The sequence below is a fragment of the Pantoea eucrina genome, from assembly GCF_020079945.1.
GTDB classification, from domain to species: domain Bacteria; phylum Pseudomonadota; class Gammaproteobacteria; order Enterobacterales; family Enterobacteriaceae; genus Pantoea; species Pantoea eucrina.
The window spans coordinates 1,509,775-1,530,590 of the sequence record NZ_CP083448.1 but is presented as its reverse complement, the minus strand read 5'-3'; the positions used below and the strand labels follow the sequence as shown (position 1 = coordinate 1,530,590).

14 protein-coding genes and 1 pseudogene are annotated in these 20,816 nt (G+C 60.5%); 8 read left to right on the top strand and 7 right to left on the bottom strand.

Annotated elements, in window-relative coordinates; all coding sequences use genetic code 11:
* The first annotated feature begins 2 nt into the window (after positions 1 to 2).
* Together LAC65_RS07200 and LAC65_RS07195 are read left to right on the top strand one after the other, a co-directional pair.
* Complete coding sequence (locus LAC65_RS07200; protein WP_039384244.1) at positions 3 to 2,945, top strand: virulence factor SrfB; 2,943 nt, start codon at positions 3 to 5, stop codon at positions 2,943 to 2,945.
* Positions 2,942 to 5,305, top strand: coding sequence for a virulence factor SrfC family protein (locus tag LAC65_RS07195; RefSeq protein ID WP_039384242.1), 2,364 nt, complete (start codon positions 2,942 to 2,944; stop codon positions 5,303 to 5,305). Before LAC65_RS07200 ends, LAC65_RS07195 begins: the two co-directional genes overlap by 4 nt.
* On the opposite strand, the gene LAC65_RS07190 is transcribed toward LAC65_RS07195, so the two are convergent.
* The 3 genes from LAC65_RS07190 to LAC65_RS07180 all read right to left on the bottom strand — a co-directional run bounded on the left by LAC65_RS07190 (position 5,306) and on the right by LAC65_RS07180 (position 6,474).
* Positions 5,306 to 5,575 (bottom strand): barstar family protein, encoded by a 270-nt coding sequence (locus tag LAC65_RS07190; protein WP_039384240.1) that lies wholly within the window; start codon positions 5,573 to 5,575, stop codon positions 5,306 to 5,308.
* A 2-nt stretch (positions 5,576 to 5,577) separates the two neighbouring features.
* The gene (locus LAC65_RS07185; RefSeq protein ID WP_039384238.1) at positions 5,578 to 6,039 is read right to left on the bottom strand and encodes a ribonuclease domain-containing protein; all 462 of its coding nucleotides are present in this window, start codon (positions 6,037 to 6,039) and stop codon (positions 5,578 to 5,580) included.
* Between the two features lie 87 nt (positions 6,040 to 6,126).
* Positions 6,127 to 6,474, bottom strand: coding sequence for a helix-turn-helix domain-containing protein (locus LAC65_RS07180; RefSeq protein ID WP_039384236.1), 348 nt, complete (start codon positions 6,472 to 6,474; stop codon positions 6,127 to 6,129).
* Positions 6,475 to 6,762: 288 nt separating this feature from the next.
* Here LAC65_RS07180 and LAC65_RS07175 point away from each other — a divergent pair.
* Both LAC65_RS07175 and LAC65_RS07170 read left to right on the top strand, forming a co-directional pair.
* Positions 6,763 to 7,908, top strand: a pseudogene (locus LAC65_RS07175) (efflux RND transporter periplasmic adaptor subunit).
* Between the two features lie 15 nt (positions 7,909 to 7,923).
* Complete coding sequence (locus LAC65_RS07170; RefSeq protein ID WP_039384235.1) at positions 7,924 to 11,076, top strand: efflux RND transporter permease subunit; 3,153 nt, start codon at positions 7,924 to 7,926, stop codon at positions 11,074 to 11,076.
* Positions 11,077 to 11,157: 81 nt separating this feature from the next.
* On the opposite strand, the gene LAC65_RS07165 is transcribed toward LAC65_RS07170, so the two are convergent.
* On the bottom strand, positions 11,158 to 11,643 hold the full coding sequence (locus LAC65_RS07165) for an RrF2 family transcriptional regulator (protein ID WP_039384233.1): 486 nt from the start codon (positions 11,641 to 11,643) through the stop codon (positions 11,158 to 11,160).
* Between the two features lie 159 nt (positions 11,644 to 11,802).
* Entirely contained in the window at positions 11,803 to 13,002 is a 1,200-nt protein-coding gene (locus LAC65_RS07160; protein WP_039385840.1) for an MFS transporter, read from the bottom strand.
* A 200-nt stretch (positions 13,003 to 13,202) separates the two neighbouring features.
* Here LAC65_RS07160 and tus point away from each other — a divergent pair, with 200 nt between their 5' ends.
* Positions 13,203 to 14,132: a DNA replication terminus site-binding protein gene (gene tus, locus LAC65_RS07155; protein WP_039384232.1), complete on the top strand. Its 930-nt coding sequence runs from the start codon at positions 13,203 to 13,205 to the stop codon at positions 14,130 to 14,132.
* 23 nt (positions 14,133 to 14,155) lie between these two features.
* Here the strand turns inward: tus and fumC are convergent, their stop codons facing one another.
* A complete protein-coding gene (gene fumC / locus LAC65_RS07150; RefSeq protein WP_039384231.1) occupies positions 14,156 to 15,553 on the bottom strand; it encodes a class II fumarate hydratase in 1,398 nt (465 codons plus the stop codon).
* A gap of 191 nt (positions 15,554 to 15,744) precedes the next feature.
* Between fumC and manA the strand changes: the two genes are divergently transcribed.
* From manA to add, 3 genes are all read left to right on the top strand, one after another.
* Positions 15,745 to 16,929, top strand: a complete 1,185-nt coding sequence (gene manA, locus LAC65_RS07145; protein WP_039384230.1) for a mannose-6-phosphate isomerase — start codon at positions 15,745 to 15,747, stop codon at positions 16,927 to 16,929.
* A 119-nt stretch (positions 16,930 to 17,048) separates the two neighbouring features.
* The gene (locus LAC65_RS07140) at positions 17,049 to 18,548 is read left to right on the top strand and encodes a YdgA family protein (RefSeq protein WP_224144850.1); all 1,500 of its coding nucleotides are present in this window, start codon (positions 17,049 to 17,051) and stop codon (positions 18,546 to 18,548) included.
* Between the two features lie 154 nt (positions 18,549 to 18,702).
* The gene (gene add / locus LAC65_RS07135; RefSeq protein WP_039384227.1) at positions 18,703 to 19,701 is read left to right on the top strand and encodes an adenosine deaminase; all 999 of its coding nucleotides are present in this window, start codon (positions 18,703 to 18,705) and stop codon (positions 19,699 to 19,701) included.
* A gap of 36 nt (positions 19,702 to 19,737) precedes the next feature.
* Here the strand turns inward: add and LAC65_RS07130 are convergent, their stop codons facing one another.
* Positions 19,738 to 20,778 (bottom strand): oxidoreductase, encoded by a 1,041-nt coding sequence (locus LAC65_RS07130; RefSeq protein WP_039384225.1) that lies wholly within the window; start codon positions 20,776 to 20,778, stop codon positions 19,738 to 19,740.
* Positions 20,779 to 20,816 lie beyond the last annotated feature (38 nt).

The following is a 20,816-nucleotide window of genomic DNA, read 5'->3' as shown; positions in this document are numbered from 1 at the left end:
CCATGTTGGCTCCTCTGATTGATGACAAACAGAAAATCACGCTGATTGAAGCGAGCGGCGTGCAGTTTCTCGACTTTGGTCTGCGCCTGCCTTCTGCTCAGGCGCGCCGCCAGTTTGTGCGCCAGACCGCCAACGGTCCGCTGCTGCGCCTGCACGTGGATGGCAATAACGGTAAATTCCTGCTCTACCCGGAGGAGGGAGGCGCGGCCGAGGTCGTACGCCCGGAGTCGGATGTCGCCCTGACCGACTCCCTCGCCCTGCTGGCTAATCAGTGGCTGCCGCTGCCGGTGCTGCGCTGCACCAGCGGTCGCCGCTTTATCGGCGGTCCCGATAACTGGGCGCGCGCCCGCCTTGCGCCGCTCAGCGAACCGGATGCAGCGGGCCATACGCACCGCATTACCCTCGCTTTTGACACCCGGCTGGTAACGGAAGCAGAAGGCGGTGAACAGCTCGGCCTGAGCGCGGCCGACGCGCAGAACGGCGTGAGTTTTGCGCTGGCGTGGCACAACTATGAGCTGGGCGAGTTTCTTGACCTGACCTGGGTCGACGGCTGGCTGCGTGAGACCTTTGTGCAGCGGGCGGTCGCGCTGGAATCGCGCGGGGAGCTGGCGCTGACGCAGGCGCTGCGCGAGTTTGAGTATCAGGCGCATTATCTCAATCTGCTGGAGCTGCTGGGTGAGCAGCTCGATCTGGCGGAGATCGCTATTCAGGCGGCGTCGCTGCAAACCCCGGCGGTCAGTGTGGATCTCATTCTCGATGTCGGCAACTCGCATACCTGCGGCATTCTGGTGGAGGATCACCCGGAAGAGAGCAACGGCCTGCGTCAGACGTATGAGATGCAGCTGCGCGATTTATCGCAGCCGCACCGCGTGTATAACGAACTGTTCGACAGCCGGCTGGAGTTCGCAGAGGCGAGCTTTGGCAAAGCGAGTTTCTCACTGCAGAGCGGGCGCGATAACGCATTTATGTGGCCTTCGCTGACCCGCGTGGGGCGCGAAGCGAGCCGTCTGGCGCTGCAGCGCGCCGGCACGGAAGGCAGCACCGGTATCTCCAGCCCGCGTCGTTATCTGTGGGATGAGGCGCGCTATCAGCCAGGCTGGCGCTTTAACGCTGGCGGTCAGAGCGAAGAGGCGCAGGCTATTGCGCTGCCCTTTACGCTGATGATCAACGATGAGGGAGAGCCGCTGCAGGCGCTGCCGGAAGAGGATCGCCTGCCGGTGTTTTCCGCCAGCTACAGCCGCAGCGCGCTGATGACCTTTATGCTCTGCGAGCTGCTGGCGCAGGCGATGATGCAGATGAACAGCGTTGCACAGCGCCAGCGCATGCCGCAGAGCCAGGCGCCGCGCCAGCTGCGGCATGTGATCCTGACGCTGCCCTCCGCGATGCCCAAGCCGGAGCGGGAGATATTTCGCCGCCGCATGCAGGAGGCGCTCGCCCTGGTGTGGCAGGCGGAGGGCTGGGACACAGCGCCCGCGCACCGCCCGCTGCCGGATGTGCAGATGGAGTGGGACGAAGCCACCTGCGGCCAGATGGTGTGGCTGTTTAATGAAACGCAGGTGAACTTTGCCGGGCGGGCGGAAGATTTTTTCAGCAGTATGGCGCGCCCCGATCGCCCGCGTGAGAGCGATGAGCTGCCGGGCAAAAGCCTGCGCATCGCCTCAATCGACATCGGCGGTGGCACCACCGACCTCGCGATCACCCAGTACCGGCTGGATGATGGCCAGGGCAATAATGTGAAAATTACGCCGCGCCTGCTGTTTCGCGAAGGCTTTAAGGTTGCCGGCGATGATATTCTGCTGGATGTGATCCAGCTCTGGATCCTGCCGGCGCTGCAGCAGAGTCTGCAAAAAGCGGGCGTCACCCTGCCCGAGCCGCTGATGCAGAAGCTGTTTGGCCACGACAGCCGGATGGATGGACAGGCGACGCTGCGTCAGCAGGTTACGCTGCAGCTGTTTATCCCGCTGGCGCAGGCGGTGCTGGAGCGGTATGAGAACTGGGATCCGCTCGACAGCCACAGCGAGATCAACGCGCTGTTTGGCGAACTGGTGCCGCAGCAGCCGGCAGGCGCGGTGCTGGCGTTTGTGAATGGCGAAATTCAGCGCACGCTGGGCAGCGAGAGCCGGTTTGATCTGCTGCAGGTGCCGCTGGTGGTCAGTATGGCGCAGCTGCACGGCGAATTTTTGCAGCACCGTATGGCTATTATCCCGGCGCTGCGCGCCATGTGCGAAGTGGTGTCGCTCTATCAGTGTGATGTTCTGCTGCTGACCGGCCGGCCGTCGCGTTTCCCCGGTATCCAGGCGCTGGTGCGTCACCTGCAGCCGCTGCCGGGCAGCCGTATTCTGTCGCTGGAGGGGTATCACACCAGCGACTGGTATCCGTTTAATAAACAGGGACGTATCGATAACCCGAAATCAACCGCGGCGGTGGGCGCGATGCTCTGCCTGCTGGCGCTCGATCTGCGTCTCAGCAGCTTCTGGTTCCGCGCCGGTGATTTTGAGCCCTATTCGACCATTCGCTATCTTGGCGTTCTGGATGAAAATGCCACGCTCAGCGATGATAATCTCTGCTACAGCGAAATCGATCTCGACAGCAGCAGTTTTGCCCTGGATCGCAAAAGCAGCTTTCGCATTCGCGGCAACGTCTGCCTCGGTTTTCGTCAGCTGGAGAACGACCGCTGGCCGGCGTCGCCGCTCTACAGCCTGAGCATTACCGACCCGCAGCTGGCGCGCAAAGTCGCGGGCGAAAGCGTGCTGCGTATTAAGCTGGCAGCAGAGCCGGGACCAGATAATAACGGGCCGGAGCGGCTGATCCTCAGCGACGCGCGGCTGGATGATGGCACGCGGGTGCCGCTGGAGCAGCTGAGCCTGAAGCTTAATACACTTTCCGGCAGCGGCAATGCCAACGCGCAATACTGGATTGACAGCGGGAGCGTCTGTAAACGATGAGAACGACCAGAAAAACCACCGCCACCCCGGCTAAGCGACTGAGCCTGCTGCGGGAAACGCTGGACAGCGCGCTCGGCTGGATCGATGCCCAGCAGCCGCACTCGCCGCGCCTGGCGCTGGAAGCAGATACGCTGCGCCTGCAGCTGCGCCGCGCGCGCGCTGAGAGCCAGGCGCTGGCGCTGCAGCTGGCGCGTCCGGTTACGCTGGCGCTGTTTGGTCAGTCGCAGGCGGGTAAAGCCTGGCTGCTGAGTGAGATGGTGGGCGACGCGCAGGGTCAGTTGATGACCCGATTCAGCGACAAAGTGCTCAACTATTTTCAGCATATCAATCCCGGTAATCTCGATTTCGCTGCGGCCACGCGCTTTAGTCACCAGCGTGAAGCGACCTCCGGCACGTGGCCGGTTGAGCTGACCCTGCTTAATGAAGCGGAGCTGATCCGATTGCTGCTCGCCAGCGCCCGCATTGAGCGTGACGGCGCGGATATCCGCACCATTGAGACCACGCTGCAGCGCCTGCAGCGTCACCGCCAGAGCGAGCCACAGCCCGGCGCAGAGAGCGACGCGCTCATCACCCTGTGGGGATGGAGCCGCCGTCATCATCGTCACGCGGAAGCGCTGGATCGCCATTTCTGGCCCCAGGCCGCCGAGCTGGCACCCTGGCTGAGCGTTGACGATCGCGTACAGCTTTATGCCCTGCTCTGGCCCGGTCAGCCCGCCCTGAGCGACACGCTGCGTCCGCTGCTGCACCTGCTTCAGCAGCTGCGCCACGCGCCGCGCGTGCTGGCGCCGCTCTCGCTGCTGGTAGATGATGCGCAGCTGCCGGCTGAAAAGCTGATCGGTCACGACGCCGATCTGCAGGAGATGATTGAGGTCTGTCCGGTGGTAGCCAACCGCAGCGGTAAGCCACAGCGGGTCGCGCTCGGCGAGCTGGCGCTGCTGACGCTGGAGCTGACCATACCGCTCAGTTCCACGCCGCGTCAGGCGCTCTATGATGAGGCGGACATGCTGGATCTGCCTGCCCCCGGCACGCTTCCCGATCGCCAGCTGCAGGAGGAGCAGGCACAATTGCGTCTGCGCGATCCGCTGCGTGCGCAGCTGCTGGAGCAGAAGCGTGCCCTGCTGCCCGGTTTTTACGCCACGCGCCAGGGCATTGACCTGATGCTGATCTGCACCGCTGCCAGCCAGCGCCACGACGCCGATCCCGCCGCCAGCGCGCTGCGCGAGTGGCAGATGCAGCAGAGCGTAAGCAGCGGCAGCGAAAAACCGCGTCTGATCTGGGCGATAACCCCTTACGATGCGCGCTATCAGGCGCAGCAGATCAATGTCGACGAGGCGGTGCAGCGTCAGATTGGCCAGCCGGGTCAGAGCTGGGGCTCAATGCTGGCGCAGGATCGCGCAGGCGTCGATCGCATGAGCAGCTGGCTGCAGGAAGAGATGCAGCCCGAGGCGCGTCGCGACCATCTGGCGCTGCTGACGGGCGCGCTGCAGCAGAAAGTCGCGGCCCGGCTGCAGCCGTGGACAGAAGCCAGCGCCTCGCCCGAGCAGGCGCTGCGTAAACAGACCATCGCCGATACGCTGCTGAAATGTCTGCAGCACCGCACCGGCCTGCACGGTGAGCTGCTGGAGCGGCTGCAGCCGTCGCGTGATGCCGTGCGCCAGCTCTGGCTGAGTCAGAGCAGCGGCGCGGTAACGGCGCACAGCGGCAAGCCCGCTGCGGAGCAAAGCTATTTTGGTATCGGCTTTGAGTTCGATCTGTTCAGCGACGCGCCCGCTCCCGCCGGCGAGCCGCAGCATACGAGCGTCCGCAGCGAGCAGCAGTTTCCGCAGCAAGTTCTGACGCTGTGGCTGGCGCATCTGCGCCAGCTGCCTGAGAACCGCAGCCTGCTGACGCTGCTGAACGTCGACAAGCCCACCATGGAGCTGCTGACCGAGGAGCTGATTGCGGCCAGTTTTCGTCTTAAGCTGCTGGCAAGGCTGCAGAGTGCGCTGAATGAGCCGGACAGCAGCACGCATGAAGCACGCACCGATCGTCAGGTTTCGCGCGCCATGACGGTGCTGGGTGATTTTGTCGCCTGGCTCGGTTTTTTACAGCGTCCGGAGAGCGAGCGCCCTGAAAGTCGCGTAAACCGGGGGCAGACGATTTTTTCCCGTCCGCCCGCGCCGAGCGTCAGCTTCTCGTCAGGCCAGCGCCTGACGCGCCTGACGGCTGCGCCCGCTAATCATACGGCGTTCTACATCTATGACTGGCTGGTCGGACTCAACCAGCTGATTGTGGAGAATAATGGTTATACGGGCGGCAGCGATCTGCCCGCCGGCGCGCGGCAGACGCTGTCGGTGCTGCTGCTGCCGCTGCACGCCTGATCAGCGCCAGACCAGGCGCAGCTCGCCCTCCAGCAGCTGCGCCGCCTCCTCAAGCAGCGCCAGTACCGGCGCAAACTCCGCCTGCTGCGCGGCCTGCTCTGCATGTATCAGGCAGATCGTTGCCGGCAGCGCCATGCCGCCGGTCAGCCAGTCCCACAGCGCGTCCAGATTTGCGCCGACAGCAGCAGGCGCACCGCTCTGCGCATTCAGCGCCTGATAAAACGCCGCGCGGTCGCGCAGCGTGGCGAAGTCGATATCTATAGTCAGCACGCTCAGTGCACCTTTCTGAAACTGCGATAGTGATCGCGGGTGAGGTAGATCAGCCCGTCGGAGGAGTAGATCAGACGGTCAGCGCCGCGGCGCCCGCAGCGATAATTGACGTCCGCCTCATACCACTGCCGTCCCACCTGACGCGGCAGCTGCTGTTCGCGATTGCTGAAGCGGTCACCGCCGATGGCGCGTCCTGGCAGAACCTCGCACAGATTGCCTTTATCCGGCTCCCAGCCCTGACGGCGCGCGGCCGCTTTGGTCAGGTAAAAATCGGGCAGACGCTGATGCTGCACCAGCCAGTCCGCAACGCGTTCAGCCTGCGTCAGCGCATCAATGGTGGCAGAAGAAGAAGCCGTGGCGTGGCCAGTCGTGGGATCGGCAGGCGGAGTGCTAACCTGTGGCCGCAGCGCGGTCCAGCAAACAATGACGATCGCCAGCAGGCCGATCCAGCGTAATATTGACATCGCGACACCCCTGAAAAAAGGAGGTCAGCATAGCAGATTCAGGCGGGAAATTGACGCGGGCCAGCGTGGCTGGCCCTGGCGGAGAACTTACTGCATGGCACCGGGTGCATGTGAAGCGTGACGACGCCACGCGCCGGGCGCTACGCCATACTGGCGCTTAAAGCTGCGGTTAAACGACTGCTGTGAATCAAAACCCAGCGAAATCGCTACGTTCAGAATAGGCTCGTTAGTCGTGGTGAGCCGGTCCGCTGATTTTTTCAGCTTTTTCGCCCGGATATATTCGCCCAGCGGATAACCGGTGTGCTCTTTGAACATACGCTGCAGGTGCCATTTGGAGTAGCCCGCCCGGTCAGCCACGGTATCAAGATCCAGCCGTGCTTCGATATTGTTATCGATCCAGTCAATCAGATCGTGCATAAACGCGTCGCTCATCATCCCATTCTCTCCCGTCGCCGTTACGAACAGTATCAGTATCAGTTGCAGTTACACTTTAAGGGTGACTGACTATCGCACTTAATGCAAGTTTTATTATTACATTAAATGCCGCACATAAAGCAGGGTTTTTCTCTCTGCGCTGAGCGCCCGTCAGACCGCACATAAAGTGTATCAGATATTCTTGCAGATGCACTTCGCCGCGACCTACACTCCTCCCGATTAATGCAATCGTTAAAGTTGCATATTTTTACGTCGTCTTTCGTGCTTCATCAACGTGGAATAACAATAATGTCCGGAAAAAAAGACAGGGTTCGTCAGGCTATTAGCCTGGCAGGCACAGCGCTGCTGGCAGGTTTGCTGGCGGGTTGCGATCGCGGCGTGGCGCAAAACGCCCCGCCGCCGCCGCCGGAGGTGAGTGCGGCACAGGTGATCCGGCAGCAGGTCAGCGAATGGGATAACTTCAATGGCCGGATCGAGGCGGTCGAGAGCGTTCAGCTGCGCCCGCGCGTTTCCGGCTATATCGACCGGGTAAACTATCGCGAAGGCGATGAGGTTAAAAAAGATTAGGTGCTGTTCACCATTGATGACCGCAGCTATCGTGCCGCGCTGGCACAGGCTGAAGCGCAGCTCGCCGGCGCGCGGACGCAGGCGGCGCTGGCGCGCAGTGAATCGGATCGTACCGATAAGCTGATCAACAGCCAGGTGGTATCCCGCGAGATCTGGCAGCAGCGTCGTTCGGCCACGCAGCAGGCGCAGGCGAGCGTGCAGGCGGCGGTTGATATGGCCCGCCTCAACCTGAGTTTTACCCGCGTGACCGCCCCGATTGATGGCCGCGCCAGCCGCGCGCTAATCACCGCCGGCAATCTGGTCACCGCAGGCGACAGCGCCAGCGTACTGACCACGCTGGTTTCCCAGGATCGGATGTATGTCTGGTTTGATGTCGATGAGGCGACATTTCTGCACTATCAGCAGCTGGCGCGCCAGGGCGAACAGCGCGGTGCCCTGCCGCTGCAGGTTTCCCTGACCGGCGAACACGGCTATCCGCATCGCGGCACGGTGGATTTTCTGGATAACCAGCTTACTGCCAGTACCGGCACCATTCGCATGCGCGCGCTGCTCGATAACCCGCAGCGCGAACTGACGCCGGGGCTGTTTGCCCGCGTCCGGCTGCCGGGTCGTGCCGATTTCACCGCGCTGCTGATTGATGACAAGGCGATTCTCACCGATCAGGACCGCCGCTATGTCTACATTGTTGATGCCGAAGGCAAAGCGCAGCGGCGCGATATCCAGCCTGGCGATCTCTCTGGCGGACTGCGTATTGTTCAGCAGGGTCTGCAGCCAGGCGATCGCGTGATCGTAAACGGTCTGCAAAAAGTCTTTATGCCCGGCATGCCGGTACAGGCTCACTCAGTCGCGATGCGCCCCGCTCCTTAACCGAGACCCTACTCTATGGATTTCTCTCGTTTTTTTATCGACCGTCCCATTTTTGCGGCGGTGCTGTCGATACTGATTTTTGCCAGCGGGTTAATTGCGATCCCGCTGCTGCCAATCAGCGAATATCCGGATGTGGTGCCGCCCAGCGTGCAGGTACGCGCCGAATATCCTGGCGCTAACCCAAAAGCGATCGCGGATTCCGTGGCGACCCCGCTGGAAGAGGCGATCAACGGCGTTGAAAATATGATGTACATGAAGTCGGTGGCCGGCTCCGATGGCGTACTGGTCACTACCGTGACCTTCCGCCCCGGCACCGATCCCGATCGGGCGCAGGTACAGGTGCAGAACCGCGTGGCGCAGGCTGAGGCGCGTCTGCCGGAAGCGGTACGCCAGCTGGGGCTGACCACCCAGAAAATGTCGCCCACGCTGACGCTGGTTGTGCATCTTTTCTCCCCGCACGGCAAGTATGATTCGCTCTACCTGCGCAACTACGCCACCCTGAAGGTGAAAGATGAGCTGGCACGCCTCCCCGGCGTCGGCCAGATTCAGATCTTCGGCGCGGGTGAGTATGCGATGCGCGTCTGGCTCGATCCCAACAAAGTCGCCGCGCGCGGCATGACGGCCGCAGAGGTGATTACCGCCATGCGTGAGCAGAACGTACAGGTCTCCGCCGGACAGCTTGGCGCGGAACCGACCCGCAAAGCCAGCGATTTCCTGCTCTCTATCAATACCCAGGGTCTGCTGGAGAGCGAAGAGCAGTTTGGTGACATTATCCTGAAAAGCACGGCTGACGGCTCTCTGGTACGGCTGCGCGACGTGGCGCGCATTGAGATAGGCTCCGGCAGCTACGCCCTGCGCTCTCAGCTGAATAACAAGGATGCGGTCGGCATCGGTATTTTCCAGGCGCCGGGCGCGAACGCTATCGATCTCTCCGACGCGGTGCGGGCCAAAATGAACGAGCTGGCCACGCGCTTCCCGGAGGATGTGCAGTGGGCTGCACCTTACGATCCCACGGTGTTTGTTCGCGACTCTATTCACGCCGTGGTGCAGACGCTGTTTGAAGCCATTGCGCTGGTTGTCCTGGTTGTGATCCTGTTTCTCCAGACCTGGCGCGCGTCGATTATTCCGCTGCTGGCGGTACCAGTTTCCGTGGTTGGCACCTTTAGCGTGCTCTGGCTGCTGGGTTTCTCACTCAATACGCTCAGCCTCTTCGGGCTGGTGCTGGCTATCGGCATCGTGGTGGATGACGCCATCGTGGTGGTTGAGAACGTTGAGCGCAATATCGAACAGGGTCTGACGCCGGTGGCCGCCGCGCACCAGGCGATGCGCGAGGTGTCCGGTCCGATTATCGCCATTGCGCTGGTGCTCTGCGCGGTGTTTGTGCCGATGGCGTTTCTCTCCGGCGTGACCGGGCAGTTCTATAAGCAGTTTGCCGTGACCATCGCTATCTCGACGGTGATCTCCGCCATTAACTCGCTGACGCTCTCGCCGGCGCTGGCGGCTAAACTGCTGAAAGCCCATGACGCGCCTAAAGATCTGCCTGGCCGGCTGATTGACCGCCTGTTTGGCTGGCTGTTTCGCCCGTTCAACCGTTTTTTCCAGCGCAGTGCAACAGGCTATGAATCCCTGGTAGGCACCACGCTGCGCCGGCGCGGCGCGGTGTTTGCGGTTTATCTGCTGCTGCTTGCCGGCGCAGGCCTGCTGTTTCACAGCGTGCCGGGCGGTTTTATTCCCACGCAGGATAAGCTCTATCTGATTGGCGGCGTAAAAATGCCGGAAGGCGCTTCGCTGGCGCGCACCGATGCGGTGATCCGCGAGATGAGCGAGATTGGCATGCATACTGACGGCGTCGCCTATGCGGTTGCGTTTCCCGGCCTGAACGCGCTGCAGTTTACCAATACGCCTAACGCCGGCACAGTGTTTTTTGGCCTGAAACCGTTCAGCGAACGGACGCGCAGCGCGGCAGAGATCAACGCGGAGCTGAATGCAAAAATTGCTAAGATTCAGCAGGGCTTTGGCTTCTCAATTATGCCACCGCCGATTCTGGGTCTGGGCCAGGGATCGGGGTATTCGCTTTATGTGCAGGATCGCGGTGGCCTCGGCTACGGCGCACTGCAGGAGGCTATTAACACCCTCTCCGGTGCCGTGATGCAGACGCCGGGCATGATGTTTCCGATCTCCTCCTATCAGGCCAATGTCCCGCAGCTGGATGTGCAGGTCGATCGCGACAAAGCCCGTGCACAGGGCGTGGCGTTACCCGATCTCTTTACCACGCTGCAGGTCTATCTCGGCTCCGCCTACGTGAACGATTTTAATAAATTTGGCCGTACCTGGCGCGTGATGGCGCAGGCGGACGGCGATTTCCGTGACAGCGTTGAGGATATTACTTCGTTGCGTACCCGTAATGACCGGGGCGAAATGGTGCCGGTCGGCAGCATGGTGCATGTCGCCACCACCTACGGCCCCGATCCGGTGATCCGCTACAACGGCTATCCCGCTGCGGATCTGATTGGCGATGCCGATCCGCGCGTGCTCTCTTCCGCGCAGGCGATGACGCAGCTGGAGATGATGTCAGAGCAGATGCTGCCCAACGGTATGAATATCGAATGGACTGACCTGAGCTATCAGCAGGCGACCCAGGGCAACAGCGCACTGATCGTTTTCCCGGTTGCGGTCCTGCTGGCGTTTCTGGTACTGGCAGCGCTCTATGAGAGCTGGACGCTGCCGCTGGCGGTGATCCTGATTGTCCCGGTCACCATGCTTTCCGCGCTGGCGGGCGTCTGGCTGACCGGCGGTGATAATAACGTGTTTGTCCAGGTCGGGCTGGTGGTGCTGATGGGGCTGGCGTGCAAAAACGCTATTCTGATTGTGGAGTTTGCACGTGAGCTGGAGATGCAGGGTAAAAGCGTGACCGCTGCCGCGCTGGAGGCGTGTCGTCTGCGCCTGCGGCCGATTGTGATGACCTCGATTGCCTTTATCGCCGGTACGGTTCCGCTGATTCTGGGTGAAGGGGCTGGCGCAGAAGTGCGCGGTGTGACCGGTATAACCGTGTTTGCCGGGATGCTTGGCGTGACCCTGTTTGGCCTGTTCCTGACGCCGGTGTTCTACGTTACGCTGCGCAAGCTGGTAACGCGCCGCACGCGTGCGGAAAGCGCAACGTCACTTTAAAAGCGGTACAAATGGAAAAGCCCGGCTGAAGCCGGGCTTTTTATATCCTCTTGACCGTCGGACGCGCATGCAGTGCCGGTATCAACGGGTTTTCTGGCAGAGTCCGGCGGGTTCAGCGTCCGGCAGCGGTTCGCAATTGCTGGTATCGTTGCTTTTCAGTTCGTTCAGCGCATCCGCCACGGTGCGCGTCTCCAGCACTTTCAGCGATGCTTCCTCCGCCTCCTGAGCAATCGATTTGAAATACCAGCAGAGGTTGGCGCTGACCAGGCAGCGCGGTGCAACATCCGGCCGCGACGCCCACAGTTTTTTGTCTTCAATGACTGACGTATAGATATCGCGTAGCGTGATCTCTGCTGCGGGCCGGCCCAGGTGAATGGAGCCGGTGCGACCCAGCGTCGAAACAATAATGCCGTCGCGCGTCAGCGGAACCATCAGCTTACGAATAAAGCTGGGATTCGCCTCCAGACCATACGCCAGAATAGCGCTGGTCGAGCGTTTTCCCAGTTGCTCCGCCATCGCGACGCTTAAAACCATCTGCAGAGCTGTCGGGAAGCGATAATCTAACATTTCAATATCCTGAGTTGCGGCTTATCTTTTTGTTTTTATAGCGCGTCAATGAGTGAACAATGAGCAATAAATATAACAAACACTGTTGCTTTTTAGAAGCAACCCCAACCGCACAGGGCACGGATTCCCCATCTGCGGCCCGGTTAGCGCACAAGCTGCTTAGTTTTGCACGGACGACGCCTGCGCCGGTAACTGCTGCTTAAGCAGCGCCACCAGCACAACGTTTATACCCGCCAGCCCACACAGTACCCAGAGAGTCACGTCAGCGCCGGCATGCGCCGCCAGCCAGCCCCCCGCCAGTGGCGTCAGCGCCTGTCCGATCAGCGCCGGGCGCGCCATACGACCGGTGATAACGGCATACTGTTCCGGTCTGACAACGGCCAGCGGCAGCGTACCGCGCACGATGGCCCGCAAACCGTTTCCTGCGCCATAGAGCACCATAGCGATCAGCGCCATTGCCGGAAACAGCGCCAGCAGCAGCAGCCCTGCTGCCACCAGTCCCACAGAGAACAGCGCGGTCCATATGGGATGACTACGTTTAAACATTACATCCAGAAGCCGCGATCCAATCTGACAGGGACCGAGAACGGCACTCAGCGCCAGCGCTGCGCTCAGCGAATAGCCCCCGGACTGAAGCAGCGTAATAAGCTGAACCGAGATGGCGGTCATAATAACCGAAGCGAGGGTAAAAATGGCGCACAGCAGCCAGAAAAGTCGCGGCGAGAGCGCGCTCTGCAGAGTGTCAGAGATCGCGCCGGTCCGGCCTCCCCTGCTCCCGGTTTGCGTGACCGGCGCCGGCAGCGCATAGCGGTAGGCGGGAAAGACCAGCAGAGTAAGCAGCGCAGCAATGATGAAACAGGCATCACGCCAGCCGGCGAGCGCAATCAGCCATGCCGTTCCCGGCCAGACCAGCGTGGTGCATAAGCCCGAAATCAGCGTCACGCCGGTGATAGTGCTGCGCGCCTGTCCGCCATAGAGCGTGCCGAGCGTTGCAAACAGCGCATCGTAAAGGCTCATTGCCATTCCTGTGCCAATCAGCAGCCAGGCGGCAAAAAACCAGCCAGGCTGGTAGCTCATCCCCATCACCACCAGCCCTGACGCCATTACCACACCGCCGCCTGCCAGTATCAGCGGCCCGTAACCACGGGCAATCAGTCGTCCGCTGAGTGGCGCCAGCAAGCCGGAGACCAGGATGCCGAGCGACAGCGCCCCATAAACCCACTGCTGAGCCCAGCCGGTTTCAGCGATAATCGGCGCTGCCATCACCGCCATCAGGTAGAACGACCCGCCCCAGGAAAGGATCTGAACCGCACCCAGCGTAATAATGGCGGGTATCGCGGGTTTTGAATGATAGTGCACGGGCGCTTTCCGTATCAGATAAAGCATTGTTATATCATGGATATTCTGCAGGCTGAACCTTCTTCTTGTCAGGCCATTATTGGTCTCCGGGGCTGATTCTGGTAAAACTTAAATTTTAAAAGTTTGTTGTAACTAAACTGGAAGCTTGTCAGCGGCGCAGGCACAGGTACATTAAGTATGTTGTAACAAAGGAGAAGATTATGGCTCGCTACGATTTAGTCGCTGATTTACATGAGTGCGTTAACACGCTGGAACAGCGCCTTGGTGCGCTGCGCACCAGCATTGAGCAGCAGCCGCTGCTGGTGGCGCGCGTGTTCAGCCTGCCGGCAATTGAAAAAGGGCACGAACATGATGAGATTGACAAAATAGCGGTGACGCAGCATCTGGGCAAAAGCGCGCGTGAGATGGCCCTCACCCACTACTGCCGGCTGTTTATGCAGCATCAGTCAGAAAAGATCAGTACCAAAGCGGCCGTGCGGCTGCCGGGAGCAATCTGTATTGAGGCGGACGAGCAGGCCGCTGAGCAGATCACGCAGCAGGTCAGCGAAATCAACGCGCTTAAACAGCGGCTGGAGCAGCTCATCACCGTAGAGTCCGGCTTGCCGAGCGAGGCCCGCTTTGAATTTGTGCATCAGCATCTGCGCGGGCTGATTACGCTGAACGCCTATCGCAGCGTGCCCCTGCTCAATGCGCCGGATACGCTGCGCTTTGGCTGGGCGAACAAAAACATTATTAAAAATCTGACGCGGGAAGCCGTTATTGAGCAGCTGGAACGCAGCCTGAAAGCGAATCGCGCTCAGGCTCCCTGGACGCGTGAGCAGTGGGCAGAAAAAGTGCAGCTGGAGCTGGAACTGGTGCGATCGCTGCCCGCAGGCGCAAAGCTGAAAATCAAGCGGCCGGTTAAAGTGCAGCCTATTGCCCGCGTCTGGCGCGCCAGTGAAAAGAAACAGACGCAGCTGGCCTGCCCCTCTCCGCTGCTGGTGCTGTGTCGTGATAAAACCCAGGTGCCGGTGCTGGGCGAACTGCTGGATTATGATGCAGAGAATATCGCCCACCGCTATAAGCCGCTGGCGCAGCCGCTGCATCTGATCATCCCGCGCCTGCACCTCTGGAGCGACCGCCTCGCCTGATGAAGCGGCCGCCACCTGCAGGATTACGCTTTCATGCTGCCAACCATCTCTTCCGGGCGCACCCAGGCATCAAACTGCGCCTCATCGAGATAACCGAGCTGCAGCGCGGCTGCTTTAAGCGTCAGCCCCTCTTTATGGGCCTTTTTGGCAATTTCGGCTGCTTTATCATAGCCAATGTGCGTGTTCAGCGCGGTCACCAGCATCAGCGACTCATTCAGCAGCTGATCGATACGCTCCCGCACCGGTTCAATACCGGTTGCACAGTGATGATTAAAGCTGTCCATGCCGTCGGCCAGCAGCCGCACCGACTGCAGGAAGTTATGGATGACCATAGGACGGAATACGTTCAGCTCAAAGTTGCCGGACGCGCCGCCCATATTGATCGCTACGTCGTTACCCAGCACCTGACAGCAGAGCATGGTCATCGCCTCGCACTGGGTCGGATTGACTTTGCCCGGCATAATGGAGCTGCCCGGCTCATTTTCCGGGATACTGATTTCGCCGATGCCGCAGCGCGGGCCGGATGAGAGCCAGCGGACGTCGTTGGCAATTTTCATTAGCGACGCCGCCAGACCTTTCAGCGCGCCGTGCGCGTGCACCAGCGCATCGCAGGTCGCCAGCGCTTCAAATTTATTGGGTGCGGTGATGAACGGCTGACCGGTCAGCGCGGCCAGCGCCTGCGCCACGCGGACGGCATATTCAGGATGCGTATTCAGGCCGGTGCCTACGGCGGTGCCGCCCAGCGCCAGCTCGGTCAGATGGGGAATGCTGTTTTCAACGTGCTTCAGATTATGCTCCAGCATCGCCACCCAGCCTGTGATCTCCTGTCCCAGCGTCAGCGGCGTGGCATCCTGCAGGTGCGTACGGCCAATTTTCACAATATCACTGAATGCATCCGCTTTACCGGCCAGCGTGGTTTTCAGCACCTCCAGCTGCGGAATGAGCTGCTCGCGCAGTGCCGTAACGGCCGCCACGTGCATAGCGGTAGGAAAAACGTCGTTAGAGCTCTGGCTTTTATTGACATCATCATTAGGGTGCACCAGCCGCGCCATACCGCGCTCGCCGCCGAGGATCTCGCTCGCGCGGTTAGCCAGGACTTCATTCATATTCATATTGGTCTGCGTGCCGGAGCCGGTCTGCCAGATCGCCAGCGGAAACTGATCGGCGTGCTGGTTTGCCAGCACTTCATCCGCCGCGCGGATAATTGCTGTCGCGCGATCGTCCGGCAGCAGCTGCAGATCGCGGTTAACCTCTGCCGCTGCCCGCTTGGTCTGCGCCAGCGCGCGGACCAGCTCAACCGGCATTTTCTCGGTTGAGATACGAAAATGCTCCAGCGAGCGTTGCGTCTGTGCGCCCCAGAGTTTATCTGCCGGCACATCAACAGGACCCATTGAATCTTTTTCAGTGCGACTGGCTGCCATAGCCCTCTTCTCCTTTCTCAGTAGTGAAAGCAATCCCCGGGCGCGGCCTCTTACCGCCCCGCTTCAGGCCGGATTGTTATCCGAATCAATAAAACAGTATGCGGGCACATCGCGTTTCCTGCACACAGGTCGCGCTAATTGCTGAAATTTTCTGCTTTACTGGGCAATAACTGTTCAGCTGAGGGCGCAACATGCATAAATTGAACAACTCACTGCAGTACTACGACTGGGGCAGCACAACGGCGTTAACGGAACTTTATGGTATTGCCGATCCGCAGGGCCGGCCGCTGGCAGAGCTGTGGATGGGCGCGCATCCGAAAAGCCCGTCCACGCTGATTGTTGACGGCCGGCACGCCTCGCTGCGCGATTTCATTGCGCGCGATCCGGTCGCCATGCTGGGAAGCGCCGTTGCCGACCGGTTCGGTGAACTGCCGTTTCTGTTCAAAGTGCTCTGCGCGGCGAAAGCGCTCTCGGTGCAGGCGCATCCCGATAAGCGCGCAGCTGCCGCCGGTTTTGCCCGTGAAAATGCAGCCGGCATTGCGGTGGATGCGCCGCAGCGCAGCTATAAAGATGCCAGCCATAAACCGGAACTGCTCTATGCGCTGACCCCTTTTCAGGCGCTGAACGGCTTCCGCGAGCGGCCCGAAATGGTATCGCTGCTGAGCGCGGTAGCGGGCGCCCATCCGCAAATCGGGCACTTTATTGAGCAGGCCAGCCCGGACGCCCTTGCCCGCCTGTTTGCCACGCTGTTCTCGCTGCAGGGGGATGAAAAAAGGCGCGCGCTGGCGATCCTCTGTTCAGCGGCTGCGGCACACGATGAGGAGCCGTGGCTGACTGTGCGGCAGCTGGCGGCTGATTACCCGGATGATAACGGCCTGTTTGCACCACTGCTGCTTAACCTGCTGCTGCTGCAGCCCGGCGAAGCGATGTTTCTCTCTGCCGGCACGCCGCACGCTTACCTGCAGGGCACTGCACTCGAGGTCATGGCTAACTCAGATAATGTGCTGCGCGCCGGCCTGACGCCAAAATTTATCGATATGCCGGAGCTGCTGGCTAACCTGAACTTTACCCCCTGCGCCGCCGATACGCTGCGGCTGCAGCCTGAGCGCGATGCGCAGGCGCTCTGTTTCCCGGTGCCGGTTAATGATTTTTCCTTTGCCATCCACCTGCTTTCTGCCGTAGCGCAGCCGCTGGCACCGGCCAGCGCCGCCCTGCTGTTCTGTATTGAGGGAGAAGCGCGGCTCGCCAGCGCGGATAGCCAGCTTGTCCTGCAGCCAGGCGAATCCTGTTTTGTCGCCGCCAGCGAGCCCCCGGTTGCGGCCTCAGGCAGCGGACGCCTGGCGCGCGTCTTCAGTATGCTTACTGCAGACGGCTGACGCTGCGCGCGTTAACTGCTATTCTTTCAGACTATTACTTTAAACGCCTGCGGGCGTTTTTCTTCACCCGGCGCGTCACCCCGACGGGACGCGGACGCAAGGATAAGGATGACTCAGCGATGAAAAAGACTCAGGTTGCAGCAGGTGTGATTGTCGCGCTCGGTGTGGTTTGGACCGGCGCAGCGTGGTTTACCGGCAAGCAGATTGAGAGCCACAAGGATGAGATGCTGCAACAGGCCAACAGCCAGATTAACGCCTGGTCCCCCAACAGCCGCCTGACGCTGAGCTATCAGGACTATCAGCGCGGCCTGTTCAGCAGCAGCACGAAACTGGTTGTGCAGGCGAGCTCCCAAACGGTGGATAATCCGCTGCTTAAGCCGGGCCAGACCATTGTGCTGAATGAGACCATCGATCACGGTCCTTTCCCGTTTGCGCAACTGAAGCGCGGTAATATTCTGCCCGCGATGGCCTCGGTGCATTCCGAGCTTGCCAATACCGATGCGGTGAAAAAGCTGTTCGCGCTGACCGACAGTAAATCACTGGTTGCCGCCGATACGCGCATTGGCTACAGCGGGGCTACCGACACTGCACTGACGCTGCTGCCGGTGGATTACAGCAACGCGCAGACCGGTGACCGGCTGGCCACCAACGGCGGCAAGCTCGACGTCAGCGCCGACAGCAAAGGCGATAAAGTCAGTCTGAAAGGTGAGTTCTCCAGCATCGCCGTCACCAGTAAAAACCAGCTGGAGCAGCCGGTGCTGTTTACGCTTAACGGTCTGGCGCTGGGCGGTGATACTCACCTGAGTCCGGAAGGCGTGCGCGTGGGCGATCAGACCATCACGCTGGATAAACTGGAAGCCAGCATCAACGGCCAGCAGGGAATGACGCTGCAGAAAATTGACGGCAAATCCTCTTTTGATAATAAAGAGGGCAAGATTGGCGGCACTATCGATTATAAAGTGGGCGATATCAACCTGCAGCAGCAGCCGTTTGGTGAAGCGCGTCTGGCGATGAAGTTTTCGCAGTTTGATGCCCAGGCGGTGAAAACCTTCTCCGACACCTACAACGCGCAGATGCAGGATCTGCTGCGCCAGCCGGGTGTTGCCGACGATCCGATTCGCTATCAGGCCAGCGTGCAGACCATTCTGCGTAACAATCTGCCGCTGCTGCTGAAAGGTGCGCCGGCGGTCAGCATTGCCCCGCTGAGCTGGAAAAATGATAAGGGTGAGAGCACGTTCAACCTGAATATCGGCTTCAACGATCCGGCCGCCGTCAGCGGCGAGGCGCAGAGCCTGGGTGCCGCGGTAGATCGCATGCTGAAAACGCTGGATGGCAAACTGAATATCAATATGCCGATGGCGACAGAAGCGATGCGTCATGTCGGCCTGGCCGAAGGATATCAGGGCGATGATGCGCAGAAGCTGGCGGATCAGCAGGTCAAAGGCGTGGCTGCGATGGGCCAGATGTTCCGTCTGACGCAGCAGCAGGATAATAACATTGTGACCAGCCTGCAGTATGCAAACGGGCAGGTAACGATGAACGGCGACAAGATGTCACTGGAGCAGTTCCTCTCCCGCTATATGCTGGGTATGCCAACCAGTGAAGGCATGCCGCAGTAACCGGCACTGTGCGCCGCTTCATCCTGCGGGAAGAAGCGGCGCTTTACCGCTTTAATATTCACCATCTGCACCCTGCTTTGCGCAAATCGCTGGCGCAGTTGCGCAAGATATTTTTATAATGCTCTGCACTTTATTCCTGACAAGCGAGTGCGCCATGATCGACCAGCAGCTTCCTCTTACCGATATTCACCGCCACCTTGATGGCAATATCCGCGCCCAAACTATTCTCGATCTCGGCCGCCAGTTTAATCTCTCTCTGCCCGCCAGCTCTCTTGACGCGCTGCGTCCCCACGTGCAGGTCACCGCGAACGAGCCCGATCTGGTGAGTTTTCTGCAAAAGCTCGACTGGGGCGTCAAAGTGCTGGGCGATCTTGACGCCTGCCGCCGCATTGCGCTGGAAAATGTCGAAGATGCGGCGCGTGCCGGTATTCACTATGCAGAACTGCGCTTCTCGCCGGGCTATATGGCGATGACCCATAACCTGCCGGTGGCGGGCGTGACAGAAGCGGTGATTGACGGCGTACGCGCAGGCGTGAAGCAGTACGGTGTGGATGTTAATCTGATTGGCATTATGAGCCGCACCTTTGGCGAAGAGGCGTGCCTGCGCGAGCTGGAAGGATTACTGGCCCATCGCGACGGTATCACCGCCGTGGATCTGGCCGGCGATGAGCTGGGCTTCCCCGGCAGTGAGTTCCTGAGCCACTTCAACCGGGCGCGTGACGCTGGCTTCCGTATTACCGTACACGCCGGCGAAGCGGCGGGTCCGGAGAGTATCTGGCAGGCGATTCGTGAACTGGGCGCGGAGCGTATCGGTCACGGCGTTAAAGCGATAGAGGATCGTGCGCTGATGGATTTCCTGGCTGAGCAGCGCATCGGCATCGAATCCTGCCTGACCTCAAACATTCAGACCAGCACCGTCTCCTCGCTGGAGAAACACCCGCTGAAAGCGTTTCTGCAGCATGGCATTCTGGCCACGCTGAATACTGACGATCCGGCGGTTCAGGGCGTGGAGCTGGCGCATGAATATGAGGTGGCGGCCCCTGCAGCCGGCCTCTCTGCGGCAGAGATCCGCCAGGCGCAGGAGAATGGCGTGGCGATTGCGTTTCTGAGCGAAGCGGAGAAAACGGCGCTGCGCCAGCGCGTAGCGGGCTAAGGCTGAACACGCGCCGCCGCTGGGCGGCGCGCAACATCAGCGTGGTGACATCGTCTGACGCTTCTCTGCAGACTGCAGACCCAGCTCAATCAGCTCCATGACCTGTATCGCCTCTTCAGCCCGCACCGGGTTCTGCCCCGTGCCGGCTATCGCATCGCGGATTGCCGCATAGTAGGCCGGATAGTTACCCGGCTGCGTCAGCAGCTCCTGCTCCACCAGCATATCGCCTTCTGCCAGCGTCAGCGTGCCGTTGCGCATGTCGTAGCCCCACTCCTGCTGCGGCGGTCTGGCACCCGATTTCAGACGATCCTCCTGCGGATCGAGGCCATACTTTACGTAGCTGCCACGCGTGCCGTGTACCACAAAGCGCGGTGACTCTGCTGCCACCAGCATGCTGGCGTGTAGCACCACGCGACGCGTCGGATAGGTCAGCACCGCATGAAAGTAGTCAGTGGTTTGCGCGCCAGGGCGCAGCTCTGCCATGTCCACGTTGATCGCCACCGGCATGCCAAACAGCTGCAGCGCCTGATCCAGCACGTGCGGGCCGAGGTCAAACCAGATACCGCTGCCCGGTCCTTTCATTTCGCGCCAGCGCTGGCGCACTTCCGGGCGGAAGCGGTCAAAATGCGACTCCAGATAGCGTACCTCGCCCAGCGTGCCCTCGCCGAGCAGCGTTTTTAGCGTCAGAAAATCGCTGTCCCAGCGGCGGTTATGGAAGACCGACAGCAGCAGCCCTTTCGATTTTGCCAGCTGATCAAGCTCACGCGCCTGCGAGAGCGTGACGGTAAAAGGCTTGTCGACGACCACATGCTTGCCGGCATTCAGGGCCGCTTTGGCCAGCGGAAAGTGGGTGTCATTGGGGGTGGGGATCATAATCAGCTGCAGGGTGGGATCGTCCAGCAGCGCCTGCGGATCGGCAACGACCTGTACAGAGGGCCAGTCAGCGTGCACTTTACCGGCATCGCTGCTGGAGATCGCTGCCAGTTCCATTTCAGCTGTTCCGGCGATTAAAGGGGCATGAAAGGTTTTACTGGCAAAGCCATAGCCTATCAGGCCGACACGTAGTTTATCGCTCATTCTCACTCCTTTTGTCATATACCCGACTGATTTAAGAC